The sequence below is a fragment of the Ruegeria discodermiae genome (genome assembly GCF_030758345.1).
Taxonomy (GTDB): Bacteria; Pseudomonadota; Alphaproteobacteria; order Rhodobacterales; family Rhodobacteraceae; genus Ruegeria_C.
The window spans coordinates 419,411-446,313 of the sequence record NZ_JAVAMO010000002.1 but is presented as its reverse complement, the minus strand read 5'-3'; the positions used below and the strand labels follow the sequence as shown (position 1 = coordinate 446,313).

Here is a 26,903-nt window from a genome sequence, read left to right as displayed (position 1 = left end):
GGGCGATATGTTTGGCTTTTGACGGCGGTTGGGTGGCAAAATGCGTCGACCGGGCCATCATCGGCCAGGTTGTGATCGTTGGCTGAGGCGCGAAGTATGAAGTTTGCATATCTCATGGAGCCGCCATTCAACTACCTGGACGAAGGTAGAAAAGTCACCGGATGCGATGTTGAGCTTGCACGCGATGCCTTTCGACAGCTTGGATTCGAAACCGTGGAGTTTGTCGAGACTGAGTTCGCTCATTTGCTGCCGGGCCTTGCATGCGGGGACCGGCAGATACCACCGGTCTTTTTGCAACCGACGACCGTCGGCGACATGCCTTGTGCAGCAGGCTGATCTGAGCCTTGCCAGATGGCCTGCTTGTTCGCAAAACAGACGCGGATTGCATACCTGGATACCAAAGCCTTGCACGATCTGACGATCTTAGCATTGCGATCATACGCAACCAGATCCAGTATCAAACAATGGTTGAAGCCGGTGTTGCCCAAGATCGCATCCATGTGTTCGGCACCTATGCGAATGCTGCGCAAGCTGTTCAGGACGGTCGCGTCAACGCATATGCCAGCGTTGCGCGCGCCCATCTTGGCTACTTGCAAAACGGTCGACCCGATCTGGCCTTGGTCGAAGTCTCGCCCCGCGAGAAGCCGCCTGCTCTTGGTTGCTTCGCCTTTGCAAGCGCCGCCACCGATCTTAAGAACAGCGTTGATCGCGTTCTAAACCAGTTCTTTGGCGGAGCAGGGCACCTCAAGTTGATGAGCGAGTTCGGGTTTGAGCTAGATGACATCAATCGTATCCTCTGATTGATCACACCGAGAGATCTGAGGGCATTCGTCAGCGTCGAAGATTTCGGAACGCGGCGCATTGGAACTATCGATGCTAAAAATTCGCTTAAACATGCCCATAACGGTTTGCATATCACGGCGTGATCAGTTCATGTGCGCCAGAGGGTGATGGCAATGTCTCACGTGGATGTATATCCGCGAAGACCTCGACAATGTTGTTTTCGGGATCGCGAAAGAACAATGTCCGATGGCACCAATCCTGATTTGCAGGTTTTTCAATCACTTCGATGCCCCGACTGAGTAGCGACTGATAGGCGATGTCGACATCTGCCGGTGGTACCCGGAAGCTGATCTGAATGGAGGCGCAGGCCGCCGGGACTGACGGCCCATCATAGGGGCGCCCCCTGCGACGCAGGCCAAGGTACAAGGTGCCAACACGAAAAATCACCATTTTGCCGGGCATGTCCTCTTCGACCTGAAAGCCGAACAGGCCCTCGTAGAAGCTCTGCATTGTCTCCAGGTCGTCACAAAGAATGATGACGTAGTCCAAGCTCCGAATCGAGCCGAAACCGCTATTCATGGTCATATCGAACTCCAGTTAGTGCTTTTAGATCGCTGGTTCTTTGAATCGGTCTTCCGGGATCACCGCGATGGGCACCACCTCGACCAGCAGCTCCGGCGCAATCAGACCAGCCGCCTGAATCAGGATGCTAACCGGCCCCTCTTCCAACCGCAGCCGGTCGGCGCGTGCATTTTGAATGGCGGGCATATCGGTCGGATCGACATAGAAGACAGTGAGCGAGACGATATCTTCCAAGCGACCGCCCACTGCGCGCAAGATATGATCCACATTGTCGAAGCACTGGTGGGCCTGCGCCTCGCAATCGCCCTTGCCAATCACCTTGCCATCTCTGTCCCAGGCAACCTGACCTGTCACATGAAGCACTCTGCCCGGCGGCTCTATCACTCCGTGATGAAAGGGCCTGCCAAGTTGCGGCCAACCTGTTGGTGGGTTGTATCTGATGGTCATGATGTCGTTCCTGCTTTTGACTTCCAGAGCATGTAGGACATGGTTTCGGGCTCGATCTCAAACGACAAAAATTGTCTGCAAGGCATAGAAAATCTCACTCTATCCGGTTGAATTGACATGCTACGAATGCCGGAGAGGTGACCAAATGACCTATCGATTTCCTTCTTTGAATGGGCTCAAAGCTTTCGAAGCAGCAGCTCGGCACCAGAGCTTTAAGGCCGCTGCGGCAGAGCTTGGAGTGACCCCCGGCGCCGTTAGTCAGCAGGTGAAGCGCCTCGAAGCCTCTCTGGGTATTTCATTGTTCCGGCGATTGCCGCAGGGCCTCTTGCTAACCAGAGAGGGGGGCGCCTATCTGCCTAAAGTATCGCGGGCCTTTGATCTGCTGACCGATGCAACCGAAGCTGTCGCGCCAGCGCTAAATGGCAGAAAACTGAGTGTCGGGATATCGGAACGCCTGATTGCCCATTTGCCCAAGGGCTGGCCACGTCATTCGAAGGCGCTTGACGCCTATATACGCGAAACGCGCATCAGCGAAGATGTGGAACTCATTTGGAGCAATGATCTCGATGCGCTTCTTCTCGACCGTCAGACTCGGCAGGCAAACCTCTCCGAACATGAGATCGTTGCGGGAGACGGTGCCCACGCGTTCTTCATCGTCACGCGGTACGGCCTCGCAAACTGTCGCCAAACGCAAGCAATTATTGACGAACTGTCGCGTTGACCTGGCTGCAGACCATTCGGTGTCATTGACCTGACAGTCCAGTTGAACAAACCTTGGGCGCATTGGTAAGCCCATCGGCGCGAGGTGATCTAGCTGGAACGGATGTCCATTTTCATACTCGCCTTTGCGGTGACCATTCTCAATACGATGCCGATCTGGCTGGCCGAGCTTGCGTTCAAAAGTGGAGGGTCTGAGGTTGCCGTCGGTCTGTTGGCCAGCGCAGTCTTGGTTTCCGCAGCGCTGGGTTGCCTGTTTGGATCCTCCGCCATGCGCCCGTTGTTGCTGCGGAGCGCCGGAGGGGTTGTCTGCGGCGGGTTAGCGGGTGCCGCGATTGCCCAGACCATCGCCCCGCCGGTTCTTTTTGCCGGAGCCTGCGTCGTCGGTCTTTTGCAGGGCATCGTTCTGGCCCTGTCCCTGTCGCGAAAGCACAGTGAAGCAGCAATGCTACGGATGATCGGCAACGGGATCGCGATTGGCTGCGTGACCTCTTTTGTCCTTCTGGCCGGTACTTTTGCAGCCGGGCTGCCGATATTGCCTCTGTTGGCCGCTCTGGCGGGCGCGCAGGCGTTGTTGTTGCAGCAGCAACCGCCGCCCCTGCCCGGAAATGGCAACACGCAGCGCCTTGATTGGGCACGGGACCTGATCCTGCTGCCTTTCTTTATCTGCATGGGCGCCTACTGGACCTTCCTGGAAATTTTTGCCGCCGAACAAGAGCTTGGTGGTCTCAGCGGCTGGTTAGCCGCGAGCCTGCTATTGTCCGCAATCGGTTCGTTCCTTGCCGGAGCAACGCCAGACCGGATCACCTCGCATGCGCGAATAGCCGGTCTGCTTCTGGCCGGATTTGCCGGTTGTCTCACCTATCTGTCGCAGACCGAAATGTTGCTTGGCGCATCGATCCTCATCAATGCTTTCGGCCTTTTCCTGTTCTTCCCGCTCTATCTGGACCGGACAGATGCGCCGGCTGCTGGCATGGCGCGCTACCTTCTTGGCTTTGCATTGGGTGGCGGAGCCGGAAGCCTTGCGATTGCGCTGGGTGGATATCCGGCTCTGGGGGTGACAGTCGCCGCCTCGGGCCTGATCGCCTTGCCAGCGCTGCGACGTTCACGGCCTAAGCCGGACGTTCCGCGATCCTGAGCCCGGCCTTGCGCCAGCCCCGGACAGCCATCTCGCCGCGTTCCGGGGTGATGCCGGTCAATGCAAGCTCCTCATAGGCGACATCCTCGAATTGCGGAAACATCTCTCGCATAGCTGCAACGGCCGCTTGGGCCCGTCCGATGTTGCCCAACTCGCCATGCAGCCAGGCCAGATGCGCTTGATACCAGAAGAAATCGGGCATCGGCACTTTCTCGATCTCGACCAGGGCGGCCTCGGTGAACCCTTGCGACGCATAGAGCCAGCAGCGCGCATAATGATACCAGCCGGGATGCACCGGGCTGAGGTCAATCGCGCGGTCGAGAAGTTCGACCGCCCGGTCGTATTCGCCCAGAAACATGTGGCAGGATCCGATCTCGGCCAAAACATCGCAATGACCGGAATTCAGTTCAAGCGCCTGTTCGGCTGCGGCGCGAAACCCGGCAATGTCCGTCTGATAGAATATGGTCAGCGCCAGGGTCATCCGGGCAAAAGCATTCCGCGCGTCGCAATCCACAGCCCGGCGCGCGGCCTGTGCGGACAGCGCCAAGGCATCCACATCGGGTCGCGGATTGATGTGATAACGGTATTCCTCCAGCAATAGCATCGCAAAAGCCGCCCAACCATCGGACGATCCGCTGTCTTCTTTCAACGCGTCTTGCAGCCTGTCGCGGATATCGGCATGGAGCGTCTGATCGTAGCTGCGGTAGTACTCGTAGAACTGCGCAACCAGAAAATAAGTGTCCCAGGATTGGGTGCGCCCCTCCGGGATCGATCGCGCGACCTGTTGCGCCACCAACCCGTGTCGACTGCCAAGACGCCCCGCTATCAAGCCGGCAATGTCCTGCTGAATATCAAACAGATCCTCGGGCCCGCCGCCCCGATCGAACTGCTCGGTCGCAATCAACCTGCCGCCTTTGGCCTCGGTCACCTGCACCGTCACCCGCAAATGGCGTTGAGACCTGCGAATGCTACCCTCGACTACATGCGTGACGGCATAGCGCTCTGACATTCCCGAATTCGACAGGTTCTCGGCTGCAAGCAGGGCGGTTGTCCGATGCGACAACAGGGTCAGTTCGCGAAACCGGGACAGGTTTGTGATCGTGTCCTCGGTCAAACCTTCGGCCAGAAACGCATCATCGGGACTGGAACCCAGACTGCGGAACGGCAGAACCGCAAGAACGATTCGGTCTCTTTCGGGCAGGGGCGCGGTTTCGTGAACGGACGGCTCGATCTCGGCTACAAAGCGAAACCCCTTGCCGTGGATCGTGCGGATCGTGTGCTGATCGCGACCGCTATCGCCCACCGCCTGGCGGGCCTCCTTCATGGCCGTCGATAGGGTTGCATCGGTGATGAACCGGCCCTGCCATACCTGTTCGACCAACTCGTCCTTCAGAACCACCCGGTCGCGGTTGGCAATGAGATATTCGAGAATATGCAGGGTCTGTGGCGTCAGGCTGTTGCGCGCGCCCTTGAGCGAGATCTGAAAGAGATCGGTGTCAATCGTACACTCATTGAACGTGTATTTCATGTTCCAGAACCAATGGTGACCCGGCCAGGTTTCGTCGGGACCAAGCCTAGCCCTCATGTTTTCTCAGGAAAAGCTCAGATGCGGCTCGAGTCACGAATCCGCTCCGACGCTATCCCCGTTTCATCTTCACCGGTCCGCCACAGGGACCTGAAACAGGAGAATAGCAATGAAATATCGCAACGCGCTGCCTCAACTGAACGGTACACAGATGCTGGCCGATGGCGGGCTCGAAACCACTCTCGTCTTTCACGACGGGATCGACCTACCGCTGTTTGCCGCTTTCAAGGCGCTGGACAGTCAGGACGGCATCGACGCCATCAATCGCTACATGCGCGCGTTTGCCGAGCTTGCCGTGCGCAACCGCCGGGGTTTTGTGATGGACACACCGACCTGGCGCGCCAGCCCGCGTTGGGCCGCTGAACTGGGGGTGGATCGTGAACAGCTCAAAGAGGTGCATCGCGAGGTTGTAGCAACGCTCATAAAGATGCGCGACGATCATGAAACACCCGAGGCCCCATTTGTGATCAATGGCGTGATCGGCCCGCACAGCGACGGCTATGCCCCGACCGAGATTCTGACCGAAACCGAAGCCGAGGCCTATCACCAGACCCAGGCGCGTTGGTTCGCACAAATGGGCGCCGACATGATTTCGGCGATCACCATGACCTATGCCGAAGAAGCCATTGGCATCGTGCGGGCCGCGAAATCCGCAGGCATCCCGGTGGTGATCTCGTTCACGGTCGAAACCGATGGCCGCTTGCCTTCGGGTCAGGCCCTGGATGCCGCCATTGAACAGGTCGAAATCGCCACCAACGGCGCTGCGGCTTACTTCATGATTAACTGCGCCCATCCCGACCATTTCCGGTCAGTCCTGGAACAGGGAGGCGACTGGACCAAGCGGATCATGGGTTTGCGCGCCAACGCCTCGCGCCTGTCGCATGCCGAGCTGGACGAGGCCGAAGAGCTGGATGACGGAAACCCGCAGGAGTTCGGCCAGCTTCACCAAGAGCTTGTGGGGCTTCTGCCCAATCTGACCGTCATCGGCGGCTGCTGCGGTACCGACCATCGCCATGTCGAGCATGTCTGCAAGGCAGCGCGTCATCCCGATGTCGAAACCCTCTGACGCTCGGTTCAGATCACACAATTCCGGCGCCCCAGACCCGCCTTTCGCGACCAAAGGGGCGCCGGGTGAACTCGGCGCAAACGCGCCTGATTTAGGAGACCAAAGATGAGTATCTATCGTATTTGCCTGTCCCGGGCTCCGGGCATCTCAATCGCCCCCGAGGGCGGGTTAAGCGCCCCGGTTCTGAACCTGCGCCGCCTCTATGCAGGTGTGCAGCGCGCCCGCCTTCGCGAACACCGAATCCGGCGCGACAGCCGTCAGTTTGCCCAGCTCAATGATCGCTTGCTCAAAGATATCGGGCTTGAGCGCAGCAAACACCCGGACGCCCCGCGCTTTGGGCGCGACATCTATTGGAGGGCCTGAGATGAAAATCCTGAAGAAAGGTGCCAAAGGCACGCAGGTCAAGGAACTGCAGGGCGCGCTCAACAAAGCCGGGGCGCGGCCCAAGCTCAAAACCGATGGCAAGTTCGGGGACAAGACCGAGACTGCGGTGAAAACCTTCCAAAAGAAATCCCGGCTAAAACGATCCGGCGTCGCCTGTGAAAAGACACTCACCGCACTTGGTCTGGCCGGAAAGACGCGAAACTGGCCGCTGGATGAGGTCCTGCCGGACCGGCGCGAGGTGGACAAGCATTATGTAAACGCCCGCAAGATCGTCAAAGCCACCATTGCGCTCGCGTCCAAACACAAGACCTATAGCATCACCAAGCTCAAGGAAGAGATGCAGAAGGCCGGAAAAACGCTCGACAAGGTCTATGCTGGCGTGGTCGACCCGTTATCGGATATCGGATTTGCGGAGCATAAATTCGACCAGCTTCCGTTTTCGGAGGTGCGAAAACGCGAGGCGCTGATCGCTCAGGCGAAGAAAAAGCTGGGCGTCTTCAGCGACAATTCCGCCGTCTTCTACGGCCATATCATCGATATCGGTCGGATCGAATCCGAAACCAAAAGCGCCATCGACAAACGCAGCCGCGTGGTCTGGCCGGTGCAGAATTACTATCCCGTCTTTAAGCGGAACCTAAGGCGTCTGGAGGCGGTCAAGGAGCGTATGCAGGAGATCCAGAGCGATTGCTTCAGGCACGAAGACCCCGAGGTCAGCGCCTTTGCGGACAAGGCCATGAAAGTCTTTTCAGCGACCGATAACGCTTATGTCAGTTACGAGGCAGAGAACATGATCCTCAACGACCTCAAGCAAGAGTTCGAGCGCAACTTCAAAACGATGCGCGACGACGATCTTCTGAAAATTGGCGAGCGGGGCAAAAAGCAATACCAGAAACTTCTTGCCGAGGCGCGGATCTGCATCAACCATCTCAAAAAGTGCTGGGAAATCGAAAAGCACCACCGGAAACTGATCGGCTTTGCGGTCTAGGTTTCTGGCGCGCATCACCCAAGTTGACGAGAACCCGATCAGGAGGGCGCATGTTGAAGGTCTCATGCGAGCGGGTGTGGGTGCACTACCGATGGGGTGGATAGCTCCTGCTCCCACCGGCGCGATGCGCCATAGCTCAGGTGCTCAAGCCAGCCCAACCCGAATGCTGATCAACACCCAGGCAACATTGGTGAAAACCCCGGAGCTTCGCGACAAATCCATGCCAGACGAGGTTGGTCTTGTTGTCTATAGCGTTTGACGAAAAACCTGAGACATCAAGCGTCGCTTAACGCGTTGAAATCTATGATTTCAGGCAGCGTTAAGGGACTCAAGCTTTTCGCATAACGCTTTAAGGTAGCATAGTTCGAATGACCTGCTCACCCGATGTTCAATACATAAGCGTGGCACTGACCGCGCGTTTCCAGTCGCCGTATTTCCGGTCACGCAGAGCCGGCTGCATGTTTGGTACAAAAGTGGTGTCGAGGGCCCACTGTTCTGCGAATTTGGCCTGGCTCGGGTACAGCCCGGCCCGCATGCCAGCCAGCCAGGCAGCCCCAAGGGCGGTCGTTTCCAGCACTTTTGGGCGATCAACGGGCGCGCCGATGATATCCGACAGGAACTGCATAGCCCAGTTCGATGCGCTCATGCCGCCATCGACGCGCAGAACACTGTTGCCGGTATCCGAACCCCAGTCTGCATGCATCGCATCCAGCAGATCGCGGGTTTGGTATCCAACGCTTTCCAGGGCTGCGCGCGCCAGTTCATTCGGGCCGGAATTCCGGGACAGACCAAAAACCGCGCCGCGGCAGTCGGGGTTCCAATAGGGCGCACCCAAACCGGTGAAGGCTGGGACAAGAATGACCGGTTGCGTGTCGTCTGCCTGTTCCGCGAGCGATTGCGTTTCCGAAGCTTCGCGAATGATCTTCAGGCCGTCACGCAGCCATTGCACGACCGCACCTGCAATAAAGATTGACCCCTCCAGGGCATAGGTCGGCTTGCCGTCGAGTTGATAAGCGATGGTCGTCAGTAGCCGGTTATTCGAACGAACCGGGTTCTCGCCAGTATTCAACAGCGCAAAGCAACCCGTCCCATAGGTGGATTTCATCATGCCCGGTTCAAAACAGGCCTGCCCGATGGTTGCGGCTTGCTGGTCGCCGGCCACGCCCATCACCGGGATGCGGTGCCCGAACAGATCTGCGCGCGAAGACCCGAAGTCATCGGCGCTGTCCTTCACTTCCGGCAGCAACTCCATGGGGATATCAAAGAGATCGCAGATGGTCTGTGACCAGCGTCCCTTGCGGATGTCATAGAGCATAGTGCGCGCGGCGTTGGTGGCATCCGTTGCATGCACCTCGCCTCCGGTCAGCTTCCAGATCAGGTAGGTGTCTACCGTGCCAAAGAGCAACTCGCCACGTTTGGCACGCTCGCGGGCGCCATCTACTTTATCGAGAATCCACTTGAGCTTGGTGCCGGAGAAGTACGGATCGATCAAGAGACCGGTGCGGTCCGAGAACATTTCTGAATGCCCGGCATCACGGAGCTGTTTGCAGAAATCCGAGGTGCGACGATCCTGCCAGACGATTGCGTTATAGATCGGTTGTCCGGTTTCTTTGTCCCAGACCAGGGTTGTCTCGCGCTGGTTGGTGATCCCGATCGACACGATATCGGTTGCTTTGATGCCTGCGCGTTCAATGACTTCGCGGCAGGTTCCGGCCGTTGTCCCCCAGAGGTCATTGGGATCGTGTTCGACCCAACCGGATTGCGGAAAAATCTGCGGGAACTCTTCTTGCGAGCTTCGGACAACCTCAAGTGCGTCATCAAAGAGGATGGCGCGCGTCGATGTGGTTCCCTGATCTATTGAAAGCACGTATTTCATAGCAACATCGCCGGAATTGGGAGTGAGTTAAAAGGTGGGCGGTGGCGTCCACCGCCCAAAGTCGCGCCCCAAGGTCAGTTTAGGCCATCGGGGAGTTTTAGACTGATGGCGCGAGAGAAGAAGAAGCAGGACTCCCGCGCCATCATTCAGAGTTCGATCAGTTCCAGGACTTGATCAGCTCGTCATAGGCAATGGTCTCACCCTGAGGCTTTTCATTCTCAAGCTTAGGGTAGGGTGCACCAGGCTGGTCGAACCAGTAGCTCGGATCCTGCTCTTCGTTCATCTTGGGACCGATGTCACCCTGGATACCGGCACGCTCCAGACGGATCAGGACTTTTTCCTGGTCAGCGCAAAGCGCGTTGAGTGCTTCCTGAGGAGTCTTTGCCCCGGACATCGCATCACCGATGTTCTGCCACCACAGCTGCGCCAGTTTCGGATAGTCCGGAACGTTGGTGCCGGTGGGCGACCACTGGACACGCGCAGGCGAGCGATAGAACTCGATCAGTCCGCCAAGACGCGGTGCGCGCTCGGTGAAGTGGTCGGAGTTGATGGTCGATTCACGGATGAAGGTCAGACCGACATCGGCTTTCTTCAGGTCAACCGTTTTGGAGGTGACGAACTGGGCATAGAGCCAGGCCGCTTTGGCACGATCGACCGGGGTCGATTCCATCAATGTCCACGAACCCGCATCCTGGTAGCCAACCTTCTGGCCTTCTTTCCAGTAAACGCCATGCGGGCTGGGTGCCATACGCCATTTCGGCGTGCCGTCCTCGTTCATCACCGGCAGATCGGGCTCGACCGTTGCTGCGGTGAACGCGGTGTACCAGAACATCTGCTGAGCGATGTTGCCCTGGGCCGGGATCGGACCTGCTTCCGAGAAGGTCATACCGGCAGCGGCTGGCGGCGAGAACTTCTGCAGCCATTCGATTGCCTTGGCGACCGCATAGACAGCAGCAGGCGAGTTGGTGGCACCGCCACGTGCAACGCACGAGCCAGTCGGCTGGTTGTTGTCGTTGACGCGGATACCCCATTCGTCAACAGGGAAGCCGTTCGGCTCACCAACGTCGCCCATGCCAGCCATGGACATCCACGCGTCGGTGTAACGCCAACCTAGCGATGGGTCTTTCTTGCCGTAATCCATGTTGCCAAAGACTTCGCCCTCGACATCCATATGGCTCAGGTCGCGGCCGGTGAAGAACTCGGCAATGTCCTCATAAGCCGACCAGTTGACCGGAACACCAAGATCGTAGCCGTATTTCTCCTTGAAGTCGGCCTTGTTCTTGTCGTCGTTGAACCAGTCGTAGCGGAACCAGTAGAGGTTCGCGAACTGCTGGTCGGGCAGCTGATACAGCTTGGCATCGGGGCCGGTTGTGAACGACAGACCGATGAAATCATCCAGATCCAGCGTCGGCAGGGTTACGTCCTGGCCTTCGCCCGACATCCAGTCGGTCAGGTTGCGAACCTGCTGGTAACGCCAATGCGTACCGATCAGGTCGGAGTCGTTGACATAGGCGTCATAGATGTTTTCGCCCGACTGCATCTGTGTTTGCAGTTTTTCAACAACGTCACCTTCACCGATCAGGTCATGCGTGACATTGATGCCGGTGATGGCGCTGAATGCCGGAGCCAGAACCTGGCTTTCGTATTCATGGGTCGCGATGGTCTCGGAGACAACCTTGATGTCCATGCCTTCGAACGGCTTTGCTGCGTCAACAAAGAACTGCATCTCTGCTTCCTGCTCCGCGCGCGGAAGGACGGAAACACCTGCAATCTCTTCGTCGAGGAACTTCTTCGCCGCATCCATGTCGGCGAAGGCGGGACTGCCTGTCAGTCCCACCACCAGCATCAATGCGGTGGTGGATTTTAGCGATACTTTCATTATGTCCTCCCTGTATTTCGGAACTGAGTTTTGAGAAACGACCTCAGGTTTCGCTAACCCTGAGGTCGCCGTTTTCTGCGATTTACACCCACTTGAAAACGATAGCGGCGTAAATCAGGCAGAGGATCAGCGCGAGTCCTTGGTTCGCGCCGACAACTCCCAGCCAGCCCAGATTGATAAAGGCTGAGCCGAGAAGTGAGATGAAGAGCCGGTCTCCGCGCGTCGTCTCGATACCGAGTATCCCGACGCGGGGTGTTTCGGGAAACTTGATTGCCAGCACTGTAAGCGTGATCAATATCGAGGCAATGATTGCGAAGAAGGCAGCAGTGGGCCATGTCCAAGCCATCCATTCCATGATCGTTTTCCTTTCAGGCTCGGTTTACACGCGACCCAGGGCGAAACCCTTGGCGATGTAGTTGCGTACGAAGTAGATGACCAGCGCGCCGGGAACCACTGTAAGCACACCCGCAGCGGCAAGCACCCCCCAGTCGATACCGGCGGCACCTTGTGTCCGGGTCATGATGGCCGCAATGGGTTTGGCGGCAGTGGTTGTCAGCGTTCGGCTGAGCAGCAGTTCCACCCACGAGAACATGAAGCAGAAGAATGCAGCCACACCGATACCGGAAGCGATCAGTGGCATGAAGATCTTCACGAAGAACTTGCCGAAGCCGTAACCGTCGATATAGGCGGTCTCGTCAATTTCCTTCGGCACACCGCGCATGAAGCCTTCGAGGATCCAGACGGCCAGCGGCACGTTGAACAGGCAATGCGCAAGCGCCACGGCGAAATGCGTATCAAACAGCCCCACCGAGGAGTAAAACTGGAAGAATGGCAGCGCGAAGACCGCGGGCGGCGCCATCCGGTTGGTGAGCAGCCAGAAGAACAGGTGTTTGTCCCCCATAAAGCTGTAGCGGCTGAACGCATAGGCTGCTGGCAGCGCCACCGTCAAGCTGATCACGGTGTTCATGACCACGTAGATCAGTGAGTTGACATAGCCCATGTACCATGCGGGATCCGTCAGTATCGTCAGGTAGTTGTCAAATGTCAGATTGCGCGGCCAAAGTGTGAACTGGTTCAGAATCTCCGTGTTCGTCTTGAGGCTCATGTTCAACAGCCAATAGAGAGGCAGTAGCAGGAACAAGAGATACAGCGTCATCACGATGGCACTGCTGTTGATCTTCGGCAGGCTACGTGACCGTTTTACGGATGCGGTTGCAGTCATATCAGTCATTGTTTAGCCGTCCTGTTTGTCGAGGTTGGTCATGACCGTGTAGAACACCCAGGAAATCAGCAGGATCACCAGATAGTACATGATCGAGAAAGCTGCTGCGGGTCCAAGGTCGAACTGTCCAAGGGCCATTTTGACGAGGTCGATGGAAAGCAGCGTCGTGGCATTGCCCGGCCCGCCACCGGTGACAACGAACGGCTCCGTATAGATCATGAAGCTGTCCATAAATCTCAGCAGGATGGCGATCATCAAAACGCCCATCATTTTCGGTAGTTCGATGAAGCGGAACACTTTCCAGCGTGATGCCTGATCGATTTTTGCGGCCTGGTAGTAGGCATCTGGTATCGATTTGAGGCCCGCGAACGCCAGCAGCGCAACCAGTGAAGTCCAATGCCAGACATCCATGACAACAATGGTGATCCAGGCCGAGACGATGTCCTGCGTGTAGTTGTAGGGGATGTTCAGCTTATCAAGAACAAAGCCCAGCAAACCTATGTCAACGCGACCGAAAATCTGCCAGATCGTGCCAACCACGTTCCACGGGATCAGCAATGGCAGGGACATCAGCACAAGGCAGAAGCTGGACCAGAACCCGCTTTTGGGCATGTTCAGCGCAACGAAAATACCCAAGGGGATTTCGATTGCCAGAATGATTGCCGAGAACATGATCTGGCGACCAAGAGCGTCCCACATACGTTCGCTGCTGAGCATCTCGGCGAACCATTCCAGACCGGCCCAGAAGAACTGGTTGTTGCCGAAAGTGTCCTGCACCGAGTAGTTGACCACCGTCATCAACGGAATGACCGCTGAGAATGCAACCAGGATCAGAACCGGTAGGATCAAAAACCAGGCTCTTTGATTGACCGTCTTTTCCATCAGGCTGCCTCCCCTTCCTTGAGCCATTCATCGACATAGACATTGACACGCGATGGATCGAACACCACGCGGTTCATGTCTGGTGAGATCGATAAGGTTTCGCTGGCTACAATATTGATTTCATTTCCAAAAAGCTCAGCGCGTACGATCTTGTGGCGACCCACGTCCTCGACGCGGCGCACTTTAACGGGCAGGCCGTCACCTTCGGTTAGCGTCACAAACTCGGGACGGACGCCCAATGCAACGTTGCCGTTCAGGGTTGGGAACCGCTGGGATAGCTCTACCGACGAGCCGTGCACGGTTGCCATATTGCCTTCGACCTGTGCAGGGATGACGTTCATCCCCGGCGAACCGATGAAGTAGCCGACAAATGTGTGCTCGGGCTTTTCAAACAGCTCTTCGGGCGTACCGATCTGAACCACGCGACCGTCATACATGACCACAACCTTGTCGGCGAAGGTCAGCGCCTCGGTCTGGTCGTGGGTCACATAGATCATGGTGTGGCCGAACTCGTGGTGCAGCGATTTGAGCTGTGTACGAAGCTCCCACTTCATATGCGGGTCAATCACGGTCAGCGGTTCGTCAAACAGAAGCGCGTTCACGTCTTCGCGCACCATACCGCGACCCAGCGAGATTTTCTGCTTGGCGTCTGCCGTCAGACCGCGCGCGCGCCGATCCAGTTCCGCTTCCATGCCGATCATCTCGGCGATCTGCTGAACACGTTGAGCCACATATGATGCGCTGGCGCCGCGGTTCTTCAGCGGGAATGCCAGATTATCGCGCACAGTCATAGTGTCGTAGACAACTGGAAACTGGAAAACCTGCGCGATGTTGCGGTCTGCCGTAGAGGCCGCCGTCACGTCTACATCGTCAAAAAGAATCCGCCCCTGGCTTGGCATAAGCAATCCAGAAATGATGTTGAGAAGCGTGGATTTACCACAGCCTGACGATCCAAGAAGTGCATATGCTTCCCCGTCCGACCAGACATGGTTTAGTTCTTTGAGCGCAAAGTCATCTTCCGATTTGGGGTTCGGGAAGTAGGAATGCGCGAGATTGTCGAGAGTGATTTTTGCCATTGTGCCCCTCCTCAGGCCGCAATCGCGTATGAGGCCGGCGCGACCAACTGCCCGGCTTCGCTGAAAATGTAGACATGGCTGGGGTCGAGATAGACGTTCAGCGCACTGCCGAGTTCCAGCTCATGAACGCCATGCACCAGGCCAACCCAGCGCTCGCCGTGATGATCCAAATGAACAAAGGTCTCGGACCCAGTCAGTTCGGTGACCACCAGCTTGGTTTCGAACTGCATAGCGTCGGCACCATGGCGTTCGATCTCTACGTGATTGGGGCGGAACCCGGCGATGTAGCGACCATCTGCCAGAGAACCAAGCGCTCCTTCGGCCGCAACACTCTGGCCGTCGCCGAACATCAGCTGGGCGCCGGTCTTACTGATCGAAAGGAAGTTCATTGGTGGGTCACTAAACACGCGCGCGGTCGCCGCGTCGGCGGGCTGCCGATAAACCGTTGGTGTCAGACCGAATTGTGTGACCTGACCTTCCCATAGGGTTGCGGTGTTTCCGCCCAGCAGCAGCGCTTCTTCGGGTTCCGTCGTCGCATAGACGAAGATGGAACCGGATTCTTCGAAAATCTTGGGAATCTCGACGCGCAGTTCTTCGCGCAGTTTGTAGTCGAGATTGGCCAGTGGTTCATCCAACAGCACCAGACCGGCATTCTTTACCAAAGCCCTGGCAAGCGCGCAGCGCTGCTGCTGACCACCCGAAAGCTCCAGTGGTTTGCGATCAAGCATCGGGGTCAGTTTCATGAGGTCGGCGGACTTTTTCACCGCCGCATCGATCTCAGACGAAGACGCACCAAGCAGCCGTAGCGGAGATGCGATGTTGTCATAAACCGTCATCGATGGGTAGTTGATGAACTGCTGGTAGACCATAGCGATCTGGCGATCCTGAACGCGGACTCCTGTGACGTCCTCGCCTTCCCAGTACACATGTCCGGTTGTCGGCGCATCCAAACCCGCCATGAGCCGCATCAATGTGGTTTTTCCGGACGACGTCGGCCCAAGCAGAACGTTCATCGTTCCTTTCTCAAGCGTCAGATTTGTTGGGTGAATATGCGTCTCGCTTCCAACTTTCCGCATGACGCCTTTGAGCTCCAGTGTCATCAAATCCTCCCCTTATTCAGCTGCAGCGCCAACGGGCTGAACTGGTTGTTTGTCTTCCATCCACTCGGCCAGCCGTTCGATCTGATCGCGAGACATGTGCAGGCCCAGCTTACTACGGCGCCAAAGCACGTCTTCAGCAGTTTCGGCATATTCGTTGTTCATAAGCCAATGGACTTCCTTTTCGGTCAGCGTTGCCCCAAATTCTTCGCCCATATCAGCAGCGCTGCGAACATCTTGGAGGATTTTCATCGCTTCGGTGCCGTAAGCCCGCGCCAGACGGCGCGCCCAACGATCATCCAAGAAGGTATTTTGCTGCCTAAGCTTGGTGACTAGGTCATCAAATCCCTGCACAGGAAAATCACCTCCAGGCAGAGCCACTCCGGCCGTCCAATCCTCAGACAGTTTCGGAAAAAAGGTGCGAATTTCCTTCATTGCGCTTTCCGCCAGCCGCCGGTACGTCGTGATCTTGCCGCCAAATATGTTCAACAACGGAGCGCCGATCGATTCATCGACCTTCAGCACGTAGTCTCGTGTGGCCGCGCTCGCACTGCTTGCCCCGTCATCATAAAGTGGCCGAACGCCAGAGTAGGTCCAGACGATGTCATCGCTAGTAACTGGTTTGGCGACATACTGATTGATAAAGCCCAGCAGGTACTGCTGCTCTTCTTCGGTGCATTCGGGTTTTTCTGACGGTTCGGAATGATCCGCATCGGTCGTACCGATCAGCGTAAAGTCAGTCTCATACGGGATTGCGAAGATGATGCGCCCGTCGGTGCCCTGGAAAAAGTAGCATTTGTCGTGATCGAACAACCGTTTGGTCACGATATGACTGCCACGGACTAGGCGTACGCTGGCCTGCTGATTGCTGCGCAGGGTACCCCGCGCCATTTCTGCAACCCACGGACCGGCGGCGTTTACCAACATGCGACAGGTTACTTCTTCTTCGTCACCGCTCCGTGTGTCTCTGAGTGTCACCCGCCAGATGCCATCTGCCGCGTTGGCCTTGACCACCTTGTGCCGTGGCAAGATGCGCGCACCTCGCGCTTGTGCGTCTCGCGCGTTCAAAACGACAAGCCGCGAATCTTCGACCCAGCAATCAGAGTACTCATAGGCCTTGCGGAATTTTTCGTTCAAAGGCCGTCCGACCGGGTCGCTGCGCAAATCTATGCTTTTTGTGCCCGGCAGAATTTCGCGGCCTCCAAGATTGTCATACATGAACAAGCCCAGACGGATAAGCCACACAGGCCTGCGCCCTTTCATCCAGGGCATGAAGACATTCAGCAATCTTGAGGTCGGCGTATCGGATTCGAACCGCATGCTCGAGTGAAACGGCAACACGAAGCGCATCGGCCATGAGATGTGCGGCATAGCGCGCAGTAAGCGTTCGCGCTCAATCAGCGACTCTCTCACGAGCCTGAATTCGAAATACTCAAGATAGCGTAGGCCGCCATGGAACAGCTTCGTCGATGATGCTGATGTCGCTGATCCGATATCGTTCATTTCCGCAAGGGCGACAGACATACCCCGGCCAGCAGCGTCTCGTGCAATGCCGCATCCGTTGATGCCCCCGCCAATGATCAGCAGGTCGACGTCCGCATCCATGACTCTCCTCCCGATCACGAATTGTTTTGCTCCCCGGTTCTGTTATTGCAAAAAGCGCGCGAAATTGAAAGAAAAAATGTTCGCTTTGTTTCGTTTTACTGTAACCATCTCATTTTAAATATTTTTTGTAAGCTGAAGGTGCCGAAAAGCTATGACGAGGCTCTGATGGGCTAAGTTACTTCCAAAACTGTGCGTATGCTTGATGTGAAGCGCATATGCTCGCAAAATACGGAAAACGAAAAGTTCGCTGACGAGGAATTCGACATGGCGCGCACATTACGAAAACCGGAGATCATCAGCATGGCGCGGCGGGATGGTCGAGTAACCGTCGAAGGCCTCGTTGGCCACTTTGGGGTGACACCCCAGACTATTCGGCGGGATCTTTCCGAGCTCGCTGACGATGGCCACCTTGATCGGATACATGGTGGTGCGGTTCTGCCTTCGAGTACCACCAATATCGGGTACAGCGATCGCCGCGAGCTCAATCTCAGCGCGAAGTTCGACATTGCAAAACTGTGCGCCCAAAACATCCCCAACGATTGCTCGCTGTTTCTGAACATCGGCACCACGACCGAGGCTGTGGCCAATGAGCTCTTAAACCACGAAGGTTTGCTTGTTGTGACAAACAACATCAACGTGGCTCTGATTTTGTCCGAGAACCCCAAGGTTGATGTCGTTGTGACGGGTGGTAGCCTGCGGCGATCGGACGGTGGGCTGATCGGCTACCTCGCTGAACAAACCATCGAACAGTTTCGTTTCGACTATGGCATTATCGGCTGCTCAGCCCTGACACATACCGGGGATATACTCGATTTTGATATTCAGGAAGTGCGCGTAAGTAAGACGATCATCAAACATTGCAAGGAGGTCTTCCTGGTTGCGGACACGTCGAAATTCGAAAGAGATGCGCCTGTCCTGATCGGGTCCCTGGCGGATATCGATGTGTTCTTTTCAGACCAGCCGGTGGACCCGATGTGCAAGAGAGTTTGCGACCAGAACTCGACATTGATTCGACATCCGGGCCAAAGCGATTGAAGCACTCGGTTTCGAAAACTGAAACCTGAAGCTGCGCCGGTCGTTACCGCGCGGCACGCGGGCATCGGCAATCTTTTCCAATGGACGAAACCATTCGAGCATCAAAAAAACCAGAGCAAAGAGCCCGTTGCTGACTGACGCCGGACTCGCGCGAGTGAAAGTGGCTTGGGATAAGGGCCGACAGCATAAAATGAGCGGTGAACATGTCTGATCTTTTCTGGCTGAATGCCGAACAAATGGCGCGTCTTTAGACTGTCTGCAACTTCAGATCCACTTTTGGAAAAATTAGCGTGGCAACGTCACGTTGAAGCACCTGACGGAGCGGGCTTGGCCTTACAACATGGTCTCATTCGGAAATTGTCCGCTTGCCAGACGCTCGCTCCCGCAGCCGTTCGATAATGACGTATAGAACCGGCACCAATACTAGGCTCAACACAGTTGCGACTATCATGCCGCCAAAGACGGCGGTTCCAAGAGACCGTCGGGCAGCAGAGCCGGCGCCGCTGGCAATCACCAGCGGCAGAACGCCGAGGATGAAAGCAAACGCGGTCATCAGGAGCGGTCTGATACGGATGCGTGCGGCCTCCATCGCTGATTCCTCGACCGACAGGCCCTCTTGGCGTCGACGCCGGGCAAATTCGATGATCAGGATGGCCCCCTTGCTTGCCAGACCAATCAGCATGACCAGCCCGATCTGGCAGTAGAGGTTATTGTCATAGCCGCGTAGCCACTGTGCCACGAGCGCGCCGAAGATCGCAAGCGGGACCGCCAGCAAAACCATCAGGGGCATGACGAAGCTTTCATACTGGGCGGCCAGAAAGAGGAAGGCAAAGACAACGGCCAGCCCGAACAGGATCGGCGCAACATTCCCGGCCTTGAGTTCCTGATAGGCATTTCCTGTCCATTCAAAGCTGTAGCCCTGCGGTAATGTCTGTTTTGCAAGGCTGTTCATGGCGGCAATAGCCTGACTGGAACTGTGCCCCTCTCCGGCGGCGCCGTTGATGCTGGTTGAGCGGAACAGGTTGTAGTGGTTGATCGTGCGCGCCCCGATTTGGGGCTGCACCGTTACCAACGCGCTCAACGGCACCATGCCGCCTTGGTCATTGCGCACATAAAGTCGGCCGATATCCTCTTCGGCCTGTCGCGCATTTATGTCGGCCTGCAGATAAACTTTGTAAACCCGGCCATAGATGTTGAAATCGTTGACGTAGATGCCTCCCAAGAAGGTTTGCAGCGCATCGAATACATCATCGACCAAAATGCCCTCGGTTAGCGCTTTGGTCCGGTCAAGTTCGAGATGGAGCTGCGGCGTGCTGGCCGAAAACGGGCTGAACAGACCGGAAAGTTCAGGCCGGGCATTTCCAGCCGTAACCATTTCTTGCGTTATCTGTTCCAGATCCTGCAGTGAACCGCCAGTCGTATCCTGCAGTTCGAATTGGAATCCGCCGGTAGGGGACAGGCCGAAGATGGGCGGCGGATTGAAGGTGGTGAGCACCCCACCGGGGAGTTCATCAAACTGCGCCTGCGCCTTCGCCATGAGCGCGGTTACGCTTTCACCCGAGCCTTTCCTCTTGTCCCAAGATTCGAGAACGGCGAACAGGTTGCCTTGGTTGGAGGCAGTGGTGTTTGTGAGAAAACTGAAGCCTGCAAAAGTGATGACGCCTTTGACGCCGGGCAGATCATGCAGGATTTCGTACGCTTCATCGACGACCTTCTGGGTCTGTCCCAGTGCCGTACCTTCAGGCGTTTCGAGGCTGATGATGAAATAGCCCTGGTCTTCGTTTGGGATAAATCCAGCAGGCACAACGGTAAACATATAGACAGTTCCCGCCAAAAGAGCAGCGAACGCCAATGCCACCGGCTGCCAAACCCGGATAAACCACCCAACCACCGCTTCATAGCGAAGCGTAAACCAAGCAAAGCCAGCATCGAACCGTTGGATGATCTTGGCTTTGGGTCGGGCACCGCCCAGCAGCAATCCACACAGAGCCGGGCTAAGCGTCAGGGCGTTGATCGCCGAAATGGCGACTGCCGACGCGATGGTCAGAGCGAACTGCTGGTATAGCTTCCCTGTCAGACCCGGCATCAATGCCACGGGTATGAACACTGCCATAAGCACCAGTGAGGTGGCCACAATCGGGCTGGTGACCTCATCCATGGCAAGGCTTGCCGCTTTTTTTGCGTCCGTCTCGCCATTCTCGATATGGCGCGAGACGTTTTCCACCACAACGATTGCATCATCGACGACCAATCCGACCGCTAGCACGAGACCGAACAACGTCAGCAAGTTGATGGAAAAGCCAAGGGCCAGCATCAGGGCGAAGGTGCCGATCAGGCAGACCGGGATTGTAATCACCGGAACAATCGCCGCCCGCAGGTTGGGCAGGAAGATCACGATGACAAAAACGACAAGCAGAATTGCCTGCCCAAGTGTGAAAAGAACGTCCCGGATTGCCTCGCGATCGAAATTCGTCGTGTCGTAGATGACGGTGTATTCAAGGCCATCGGGGAAGTCCTGGGACAGCTCTGCCATGGTCTCGCGAACCTGCGATGCCAGTTGCAGAGCGTTGGCCCCGGGAAGCTGCATGATACCAAGGCCCACTGTCGGCCCGCTGTCCAGCGTGGAAGTGAACGAGTAATCTTCGGCGCCCAGTTCGACGCGCGCCACGTCTTTCAGCCGAATGACAGCGCTGTCGTCGCCGACGCCCAGGATGATATCCTCGAACTCTTCCTTGCTATCGAGCCGTCCCTTTGCGGTCAGTGTCAGTTGGAACTTTTGATTATCGCCCGTCGGGGGCGCACCCAGAGAACCGGCGGCGACCTGCTGGTTTTGCTGGGTAATCGCGTCGTAGACGTCAGAAGCGGTCAGGCCGAGGCTTGCCATCTTTTCGGGATCAAGCCAGATACGCATCGCGTAAACCCGCTCGCCCCATACCATCACCGTTCCGACGCCCGGGATACGCTTGAGCCGGTCGGTTATGTGGATGTCTGCGTAGTTCGAGATGAACAGTTCGTCGAACTGTCCGTTTGGTGAAATCAGGTTGACCCCCATGGTCAGGTCAACCGACTCTTTTGTGACCGTCACGCCAGAGGCAACGACCTCATCCGGAAGCTGCGCCATGGCCGTGGAGACCCTGTTTTGAGTGTCCACTGCGGCAATACTGAGGTCATAACCTTCCTCGAAGGTTACGGTGATATTCGAGGTTCCGTCGTTGGAACTGGTCGATGACATGTAAACCATGCCCTGAACGCCGTTTATCTGCTCCTCTAGGGGAATGGTTACCGTCTCTTCGACCACTTCGGCGCTGCCACCGGTATATGTGGCGCTGACGACAACCGTCGGCGGCACAACCTCCGGAAACTCACCAACGGGAAGCAGGGGTATAGAAATCAACCCTGCGATCACAATGACCAGGGCGATCACCGAGGCAAAGACGGGTCTGAAGATGAAGAACCGGCTCAGCATTCAGCCATCAGCCTTATTGCCATCCGAGCCGTCGGATGGTTTTTTGATTTGCACGGCCATGCCCGATCGGACCCGTTGCTGTCCTTGCACGATGACCGTTTCACCCTCTTTCAATCCGGTCATGACGATGCGCCGACCTTCATAGGTGCGGCCAACAGTTACGCGCCGCATGTCTGCCTTGTCATCTTTGCCGACAACAAACACAAAGAACCCGGCCTGATCCTGCGCAATGGCTTCTGAGGGTACGGTTATCTGCCCCGTCTGTTCGGTAAGCTCGATGTTCACAGTTGCATATTGACCGGGGCGTAATGTCTTTTCGGGGTTGGGGAACACCGCCCGCACCGCGATCGTGCCCGTTGTGGGATCAACACCGGGATCGGAGAAGTCGAGCGCGCCTGAATGTGGGTGGACGCTGCCGTCAATCAGTGTGATCGCGACCTTGAGATCAGGATTGGCCGATCTGTATTTTTCCAACTGCAAAAACTGCGTTTCGCTGGGGCTTACATAGACGTAGAGAGGGTCCATCTCGACAAGCTCAGCCAATACCGTGTCATTGGCCGATACGATATTGCCGACATCCTGAAAAACCCGCCCGATGCGTCCACTGATCGGCGCCGATACGGTGGTGTAGTCAACGTTGACCTGCGCTGACTCAACCGCGCCCTGGCTGCTGTCGAGATCGCCCTGTGCTTCGGCCGCGCTGGTGGTCTTTTGGTCCAATTGCTCCTGCGCGACGGTTCCGTCACTTGCCAAAGCAGTAAACCGCTCCTTCTCCCTGTTTGCGAAATCCAGGCTGGCCTGGTCCCTATTTCGCTCGCCCTTGAGCCGTTTGAGCTCAGTAGTGTAGGGGCGTTGGTCGACAACGAACAGCGTGTCGCCTTTGGCAATATCGGCGCCTTCTTTGAAGGGTCGGGCCTCAACATGACCGTCGACACGTGATCGAATGAAAACAGTGTTGGGCGCTTCGGTGCGTCCCGTCAGTTCGAGATAGAGCGGTACATCTTCTGCCGTTGCCTTTTCAACAACAACCTTCGGCGCTGTGGCTGCCGGCGCTTCCGACTTTTTCTCGTAGCAACCCGCTAGCGGTGCCAGCAGGCACAACACCACTAGCTGGCGCAGGCTCCTGTTCCTGGTCGTGATCTGCCGAAAACGCACTCATTCCCCCCAAATTATGTCACCCTTGTTCATGACTAGCCTAAATTGCCTGCGTTTTCACGAACAACTGTTTTTAGCAGAAATTTACTTCTTTGGGTTCTGATGGAATGGGCATCCCCTAACGAGATGATGGAAACAGAGACGCCGTGCTGGTTGCTACGCAAGGGTCCACGCTTCACACGGGGCCCTAAATCGTTTCGATCAAAGTTTGGATCTGCGGGGTTCTCGTGAGGTTTGATTTGTGGATCATTTTTGTTGGAGGATCATGAACATGCCGGCACCTTTGCCGAAAGAACTCCAGGACCGTTTTGCTTGATTGATCGAAGAGGGTCTGTCGGGGAGGGAGGCATCGCGACACCTTCAATTGTCCGCTGCGACCGGCGCGCTGGCGGCATCAGATATACAAATCTGGCGCGGCCTTTGTCGCTCCTATGGGTCGCCTACGAGGGAGCGGAAAGTTAGCGGCCCATGTTGGGTTCTTCCCGGAACTGGTGGCCCAGGACCCGGACATTACCCTTTTTGACCTGCGCGATGCGCTTGCCACTGCGACCGGCGCTCTTCGTTACAGGTATCGGTTGAGGGCGCCGAAGTTGATCTGTCAAAAAAAGTACGTGATCTCTTGATGCTGTTCCTCACCAATACCGGCCGAGTGCTGTCTCGCGAGCGGATACTGAACGCCGTCTGGGGTCTCAATGCCGACTCGCTCACCAATGTTGTCGACGTCTATGTGGGCCGGGTGAGGCGAAAAATCAGAGAAGAAGGCTCACGGATTGTGACGCTGAGAAACGTCGGATACCGGATGGATTAGTTGCTGTCGGAGCGCGCCAGTGGTGCCGAAAGTTCCGTATTTTATCGTACCCTCCAATCAACCCTAATGAGTATCCCATCCCGAATACGCGTGCTTGATTGTCGTGGATCGAAGCCTCGGGTGTGGACCGCCCCGCGCGGTATAGCGGATCGGGGCAGGCCATCGCCCAGGCGGGCGTTTCGTCAGATCGCACTGGCGAGGCGGAGCAGGATCGTCACGCCTAGCGCGACAAGCGTGACCGAGGTCAGCAGTGCCCCGGCGGGGCGTCCCTTGCCGTCGGGTGACCAGCGCATTGCCAGGTAGTGCAGCACCCGCCCGAGCAACAAGGTGCAACCACACAGGATCAGCAGCCAAACCGGCGCGCCGGCTACCTCGGCTGCGGCAAGGGCGATCAGCCCAAGCGGAACATATTCGATGAAATTGCCATGCGCGCGCATGCGCCGGAGCAATTCCTCGTCCTCGCCGTGCAACAGCGTGATCCCGGTCTGGACGCGCCTGAGCCCCACCGCAATCGACATTGGAACGCTGATGATCACGAATATCGCGGTGAAAAAGAGGGTGATCTGAAGTGCAAAGCCCATCTGCATACCTCCTCGTTCCTGCGGCCTAGGCCGTCATGCTTTCGTAGGTAATCAGCGCAAATCGCGCGCCCTGCGGATCGCAAAGTGTCGCCATGCGGCCCACGCCGGGCACATCCATCGCTGGTGCGATTACCTCTGCCCCCTGCGCCTGCGCCCGGGCGACGCCAGCATCCACGTCGGTGATTGTGAAATAGATGGTCCAGTTGCCGTTCTCCTCGGGCATCGGCGAAAACCCCCCAATGGCCGTCTCATCGATGGCGATGGCGGAATAGCTCGATCCGTCCTGCATCGGCATGTCGTTGATGGTCCAGCCCAGCACGTCTTTGTAGAACGCCTTGGCTTTGGCCTGATCCGGACCGGAATGTCCGATCCAGCCGGAATTGCCGGGGGTGGTCATGTCTAGAATGCTCATGATCTGTGCTCCGTTTTGCGCGCCCCGCTCTTTCGGGACTGACACAAGGACGCATGGCTGAGCTGTGAACCTACAGCCTGCCGGGATTTTTCTGACAAGCTGCGATCTTTTCGCGGATCACCACCTGTTCCGGCCCGGTTGGCCCCAGCGCAAGCGCTCGCTCATAAGCGGCGACCGCTGCATCAGGCTCTCCGGTCTCTTGCAGCAGGCCCGCCCGCAGCGTGTGGAACCAGCGATATCCGCCCAACTCCTCCGAGATCTCCGCCAAAGCATCCAGAGCATATCGCGACCCCCTGGTTCTGGCCTGCACCGCGATATGGTTGAGCCGGATCACCGGCGAGGGCAGCATCGCATAAAGAGCGGCGTAATGTGCTTCGATTACGGGCCAGTTGGTCTCATCAGCCGTGCGTGAAAACGCATGTTCGGCAGCGATGGCCGCCTGAATGCGGTATGGGCCGACATGGTCGATCCGCTGCGCCTTCTGCAGCCAGGCCCGCGCCTCCTGCATTTCGCCCCGATGCCAGAGCGTCCGGTCCTGAACTTCGAAGGCCACCAATTTGCCGGCGCCGTCCATGCGGGCGTCGCGTCTTGCATGCTGAAACAGCAACAATGACAGCAGCGCGCCCTGTTCACCCATCCCGGGAAACAACTCGGCAAGCAATCGGGCCAGACGGATGGCCTCTTCACAGAGCGTCAGCCGGATCTGGGTGTCGCTATCCGAGGTTGACCAGCCCTCGTTGAACATGAGGTAGATCATTAGCGATACCTCACCCAGCCGCCTGCCGCGTTCCTGCGGGCTGGGTGTCTGAAACGCGACAGGGTTGGCGGCGATCCTCTTTTTTGCACGGGTAATGCGCTGCTCCATTGCCTTGTGCTTCACCAGAAACCCACGGGCAATTTCCGCAACCGTCAGCCCGCCAACGATGCGCAGTGCCAGCGCAATCTGGTCCTGCCGTTCCAGCGCGGGATGACAACAGATGAACAAGAGCCGCAGAACATCGTCGCGCAAGGCATCAGGGTCGGGCACGGGATATTCCGGAACAATCAGGTCCTCCGGCGCCTGAGACAGAAGCCGCCGCTGCCGCTGCGCCTTGCGGACGCGATCCAGTCCCGCGTTCCGCGCCGTGGTCAGAAACCAGGCCAATGGGTCGCGGGGGGTGCCGCGTTTGGGCCAGTCGACGAGCGCTTTGACGCAAGCCTCGGAAAACGCCTCCTCGGCGATCTCCACATCGCGGAAATAGCGCGTCAGAGCGGCCAGCGCTTTTGGCCGCTGCGTCTGGAAGGTTGCTTCGAACCAATCGGACACGTGCCTAGTCCGAAGAGATCACACCGCCCGCCCAGGCGATGGGTCGCACCTCCAGCCGCGCGACCGGCGACGAGATCATGCGCGCAAACGAAATCGCCTCGTCCAGATCGCGGAAATCGGCGGCATAGAAGCCAAGGAAACTCTCCTTGGTTTCGGCGAACGGCCCATCGACGATCAACGGCGCCTGACCGGGCGATCCCGGCGGATCGACGGTGACAGCGGTTGAGGGCGGCATGAGTTTGACCGAAAGGTAGTCGCCCCGCGCCTCCAGTGCTGTCTGCAAGGCGCGATGGCCGCCCATCACCTCGTCCTGACGCGCGCCGTTCAAGGCCTCGAACACACCCGCTTCGCCGTAAATCGCAATCGCATACAACATGCCGCTTTGTCTCCGCTCAACACTTCAATGCTGCAAGGACGCGCGAGAGAATGCAAATCCGACATCGCCGCTCGGTTTGTCGTTGTATCCGGAGAAGTAGGACGCAAGACGCGCCATCTGAGCATCCGTTGGCCAGAATAGCTCAGACATGTCTGCCGCTCTTTTTATAGGCGTGGGCTGTGCGGCCATTCCCGGATTTGTAATATTCTGAGTCCATGTTCGTCACGCGCTCTTCAAATTGTAGAACGGATTTCAGACCCAGCCGTGCAGCCGTAGCTGCGCCGAAACGAGCAAAGTTTGACTGAACCGCATCGATAATCGGGATCGTATCCGCATCCTGTGCCAACGCGTCGCCAAAGTAGAACTCAAGCTGCCTTGTTTTGTTGCTGCCTAAGCCCAGGCCGGTCCGACCATCACACTTTGATGCACTCGCTGGCCGC

25 protein-coding genes and 1 pseudogene are annotated in these 26,903 nt (G+C 57.1%); 9 read left to right on the top strand and 17 right to left on the bottom strand.

From position 1 onward, the window contains the following. Positions 1-96: 96 nt before the first annotated feature. Positions 97-336, top strand: coding sequence for a transporter substrate-binding domain-containing protein (locus Q5Y75_RS09055; protein WP_306196464.1), 240 nt, complete (start codon positions 97-99; stop codon positions 334-336). Between the two features lie 128 nt (positions 337-464). Beyond that, positions 465-800 carry a type 2 periplasmic-binding domain-containing protein gene (locus tag Q5Y75_RS09050; RefSeq protein ID WP_371933241.1) on the top strand — a complete coding sequence of 112 codons (336 nt, stop codon included), beginning with the start codon at positions 465-467 and terminating at the stop codon, positions 798-800. A 115-nt stretch (positions 801-915) separates the two neighbouring features. Here Q5Y75_RS09050 and Q5Y75_RS09045 read toward each other — a convergent pair whose 3' ends face one another. Together Q5Y75_RS09045 and Q5Y75_RS09040 are read right to left on the bottom strand one after the other, a co-directional pair. Further along, the gene (locus tag Q5Y75_RS09045; RefSeq protein ID WP_306196458.1) at positions 916-1,368 is read right to left on the bottom strand and encodes a VOC family protein; all 453 of its coding nucleotides are present in this window, start codon (positions 1,366-1,368) and stop codon (positions 916-918) included. Positions 1,369-1,389: 21 nt separating this feature from the next. Beyond that, positions 1,390-1,812 carry a RidA family protein gene (locus Q5Y75_RS09040; RefSeq protein WP_306196456.1) on the bottom strand — a complete coding sequence of 141 codons (423 nt, stop codon included), beginning with the start codon at positions 1,810-1,812 and terminating at the stop codon, positions 1,390-1,392. A 145-nt stretch (positions 1,813-1,957) separates the two neighbouring features. On the opposite strand from Q5Y75_RS09040, the gene Q5Y75_RS09035 reads away from it, so the two are divergent. After that, positions 1,958-2,533 (top strand): LysR family transcriptional regulator, encoded by a 576-nt coding sequence (locus Q5Y75_RS09035; RefSeq protein WP_306196454.1) that lies wholly within the window; start codon positions 1,958-1,960, stop codon positions 2,531-2,533. Positions 2,534-2,635: 102 nt separating this feature from the next. Beyond that, positions 2,636-3,667 carry a hypothetical protein gene (locus Q5Y75_RS09030; RefSeq protein ID WP_306196452.1) on the top strand — a complete coding sequence of 344 codons (1,032 nt, stop codon included), beginning with the start codon at positions 2,636-2,638 and terminating at the stop codon, positions 3,665-3,667. Here the strand turns inward: Q5Y75_RS09030 and Q5Y75_RS09025 are convergent. Continuing rightward, positions 3,642-5,252, bottom strand: a complete 1,611-nt coding sequence (locus Q5Y75_RS09025; RefSeq protein ID WP_306196450.1) for a winged helix-turn-helix domain-containing tetratricopeptide repeat protein — start codon at positions 5,250-5,252, stop codon at positions 3,642-3,644. The two genes, Q5Y75_RS09030 and Q5Y75_RS09025, sit on opposite strands and share 26 nt — an antisense overlap. Before the next feature lie 109 nt (positions 5,253-5,361). Between Q5Y75_RS09025 and Q5Y75_RS09020 the strand changes: the two genes are divergently transcribed. From Q5Y75_RS09020 to Q5Y75_RS09010, 3 genes are all read left to right on the top strand, one after another. After that, entirely contained in the window at positions 5,362-6,318 is a 957-nt protein-coding gene (locus tag Q5Y75_RS09020; RefSeq protein ID WP_306196448.1) for a homocysteine S-methyltransferase family protein, read from the top strand. Positions 6,319-6,423: 105 nt separating this feature from the next. Further along, a complete protein-coding gene (locus Q5Y75_RS09015) occupies positions 6,424-6,681 on the top strand; it encodes a DUF1127 domain-containing protein (protein ID WP_306196445.1) in 258 nt (85 codons plus the stop codon). A 1-nt stretch (position 6,682) separates the two neighbouring features. Next, positions 6,683-7,687, top strand: a complete 1,005-nt coding sequence (locus tag Q5Y75_RS09010) for a peptidoglycan-binding domain-containing protein (protein ID WP_306196443.1) — start codon at positions 6,683-6,685, stop codon at positions 7,685-7,687. A gap of 388 nt (positions 7,688-8,075) precedes the next feature. Here the strand turns inward: Q5Y75_RS09010 and glpK are convergent, their stop codons facing one another. From glpK to glpD, 8 genes are all read right to left on the bottom strand, one after another. Then, entirely contained in the window at positions 8,076-9,563 is a 1,488-nt protein-coding gene (gene glpK, locus Q5Y75_RS09005) for a glycerol kinase GlpK (RefSeq protein WP_306196441.1), read from the bottom strand. 157 nt (positions 9,564-9,720) lie between these two features. Beyond that, complete coding sequence (locus Q5Y75_RS09000; RefSeq protein ID WP_306196439.1) at positions 9,721-11,442, bottom strand: ABC transporter substrate-binding protein; 1,722 nt, start codon at positions 11,440-11,442, stop codon at positions 9,721-9,723. Between the two features lie 82 nt (positions 11,443-11,524). Then, a complete protein-coding gene (locus Q5Y75_RS08995; protein ID WP_306196436.1) occupies positions 11,525-11,797 on the bottom strand; it encodes a DUF2160 domain-containing protein in 273 nt (90 codons plus the stop codon). A gap of 24 nt (positions 11,798-11,821) precedes the next feature. Continuing rightward, on the bottom strand, positions 11,822-12,673 hold the full coding sequence (locus Q5Y75_RS08990) for a carbohydrate ABC transporter permease (RefSeq protein WP_306196433.1): 852 nt from the start codon (positions 12,671-12,673) through the stop codon (positions 11,822-11,824). A gap of 3 nt (positions 12,674-12,676) precedes the next feature. Beyond that, positions 12,677-13,546 (bottom strand): carbohydrate ABC transporter permease, encoded by an 870-nt coding sequence (locus tag Q5Y75_RS08985; protein WP_306196431.1) that lies wholly within the window; start codon positions 13,544-13,546, stop codon positions 12,677-12,679. Continuing rightward, positions 13,546-14,622, bottom strand: a complete 1,077-nt coding sequence (locus Q5Y75_RS08980) for an ABC transporter ATP-binding protein (protein WP_306196429.1) — start codon at positions 14,620-14,622, stop codon at positions 13,546-13,548. The genes Q5Y75_RS08985 and Q5Y75_RS08980 overlap by 1 nt, the downstream gene beginning before the upstream one ends. Positions 14,623-14,633: 11 nt before the next feature. Further along, positions 14,634-15,722 (bottom strand): ABC transporter ATP-binding protein, encoded by a 1,089-nt coding sequence (locus Q5Y75_RS08975; protein ID WP_306196428.1) that lies wholly within the window; start codon positions 15,720-15,722, stop codon positions 14,634-14,636. A gap of 12 nt (positions 15,723-15,734) precedes the next feature. Beyond that, entirely contained in the window at positions 15,735-17,324 is a 1,590-nt protein-coding gene (gene glpD / locus Q5Y75_RS08970; RefSeq protein WP_306196426.1) for a glycerol-3-phosphate dehydrogenase, read from the bottom strand. A 264-nt stretch (positions 17,325-17,588) separates the two neighbouring features. On the opposite strand from glpD, the gene Q5Y75_RS08965 reads away from it, so the two are divergent. After that, positions 17,589-18,359, top strand: coding sequence for a DeoR/GlpR family DNA-binding transcription regulator (locus Q5Y75_RS08965; RefSeq protein WP_371933245.1), 771 nt, complete (start codon positions 17,589-17,591; stop codon positions 18,357-18,359). Between the two features lie 346 nt (positions 18,360-18,705). Here the strand turns inward: Q5Y75_RS08965 and Q5Y75_RS08960 are convergent, their stop codons facing one another. Further along, a complete protein-coding gene (locus Q5Y75_RS08960) occupies positions 18,706-21,825 on the bottom strand; it encodes an efflux RND transporter permease subunit (RefSeq protein ID WP_306196422.1) in 3,120 nt (1,039 codons plus the stop codon). Continuing rightward, on the bottom strand, positions 21,826-22,980 hold the full coding sequence (locus Q5Y75_RS08955) for an efflux RND transporter periplasmic adaptor subunit (RefSeq protein ID WP_306196421.1): 1,155 nt from the start codon (positions 22,978-22,980) through the stop codon (positions 21,826-21,828). It lies immediately after the preceding gene. Positions 22,981-23,572: 592 nt separating this feature from the next. Here Q5Y75_RS08955 and Q5Y75_RS08950 point away from each other — a divergent pair. After that, a pseudogene (locus tag Q5Y75_RS08950) lies at positions 23,573-23,788 on the top strand (winged helix-turn-helix domain-containing protein); the annotation flags it as partial. A 182-nt stretch (positions 23,789-23,970) separates the two neighbouring features. Here the strand turns inward: Q5Y75_RS08950 and Q5Y75_RS08945 are convergent. From Q5Y75_RS08945 to Q5Y75_RS08930, 4 genes are all read right to left on the bottom strand, one after another. Continuing rightward, positions 23,971-24,369 (bottom strand): MAPEG family protein, encoded by a 399-nt coding sequence (locus tag Q5Y75_RS08945; RefSeq protein WP_306196419.1) that lies wholly within the window; start codon positions 24,367-24,369, stop codon positions 23,971-23,973. 25 nt (positions 24,370-24,394) lie between these two features. Then, entirely contained in the window at positions 24,395-24,781 is a 387-nt protein-coding gene (locus Q5Y75_RS08940; protein WP_306196417.1) for a VOC family protein, read from the bottom strand. A gap of 70 nt (positions 24,782-24,851) precedes the next feature. Beyond that, positions 24,852-26,087 carry an RNA polymerase sigma factor gene (locus Q5Y75_RS08935; protein ID WP_306196415.1) on the bottom strand — a complete coding sequence of 412 codons (1,236 nt, stop codon included), beginning with the start codon at positions 26,085-26,087 and terminating at the stop codon, positions 24,852-24,854. A 4-nt stretch (positions 26,088-26,091) separates the two neighbouring features. Then, complete coding sequence (locus Q5Y75_RS08930; protein ID WP_306196414.1) at positions 26,092-26,463, bottom strand: YciI family protein; 372 nt, start codon at positions 26,461-26,463, stop codon at positions 26,092-26,094. Positions 26,464-26,903: the final 440 nt, after the last annotated feature.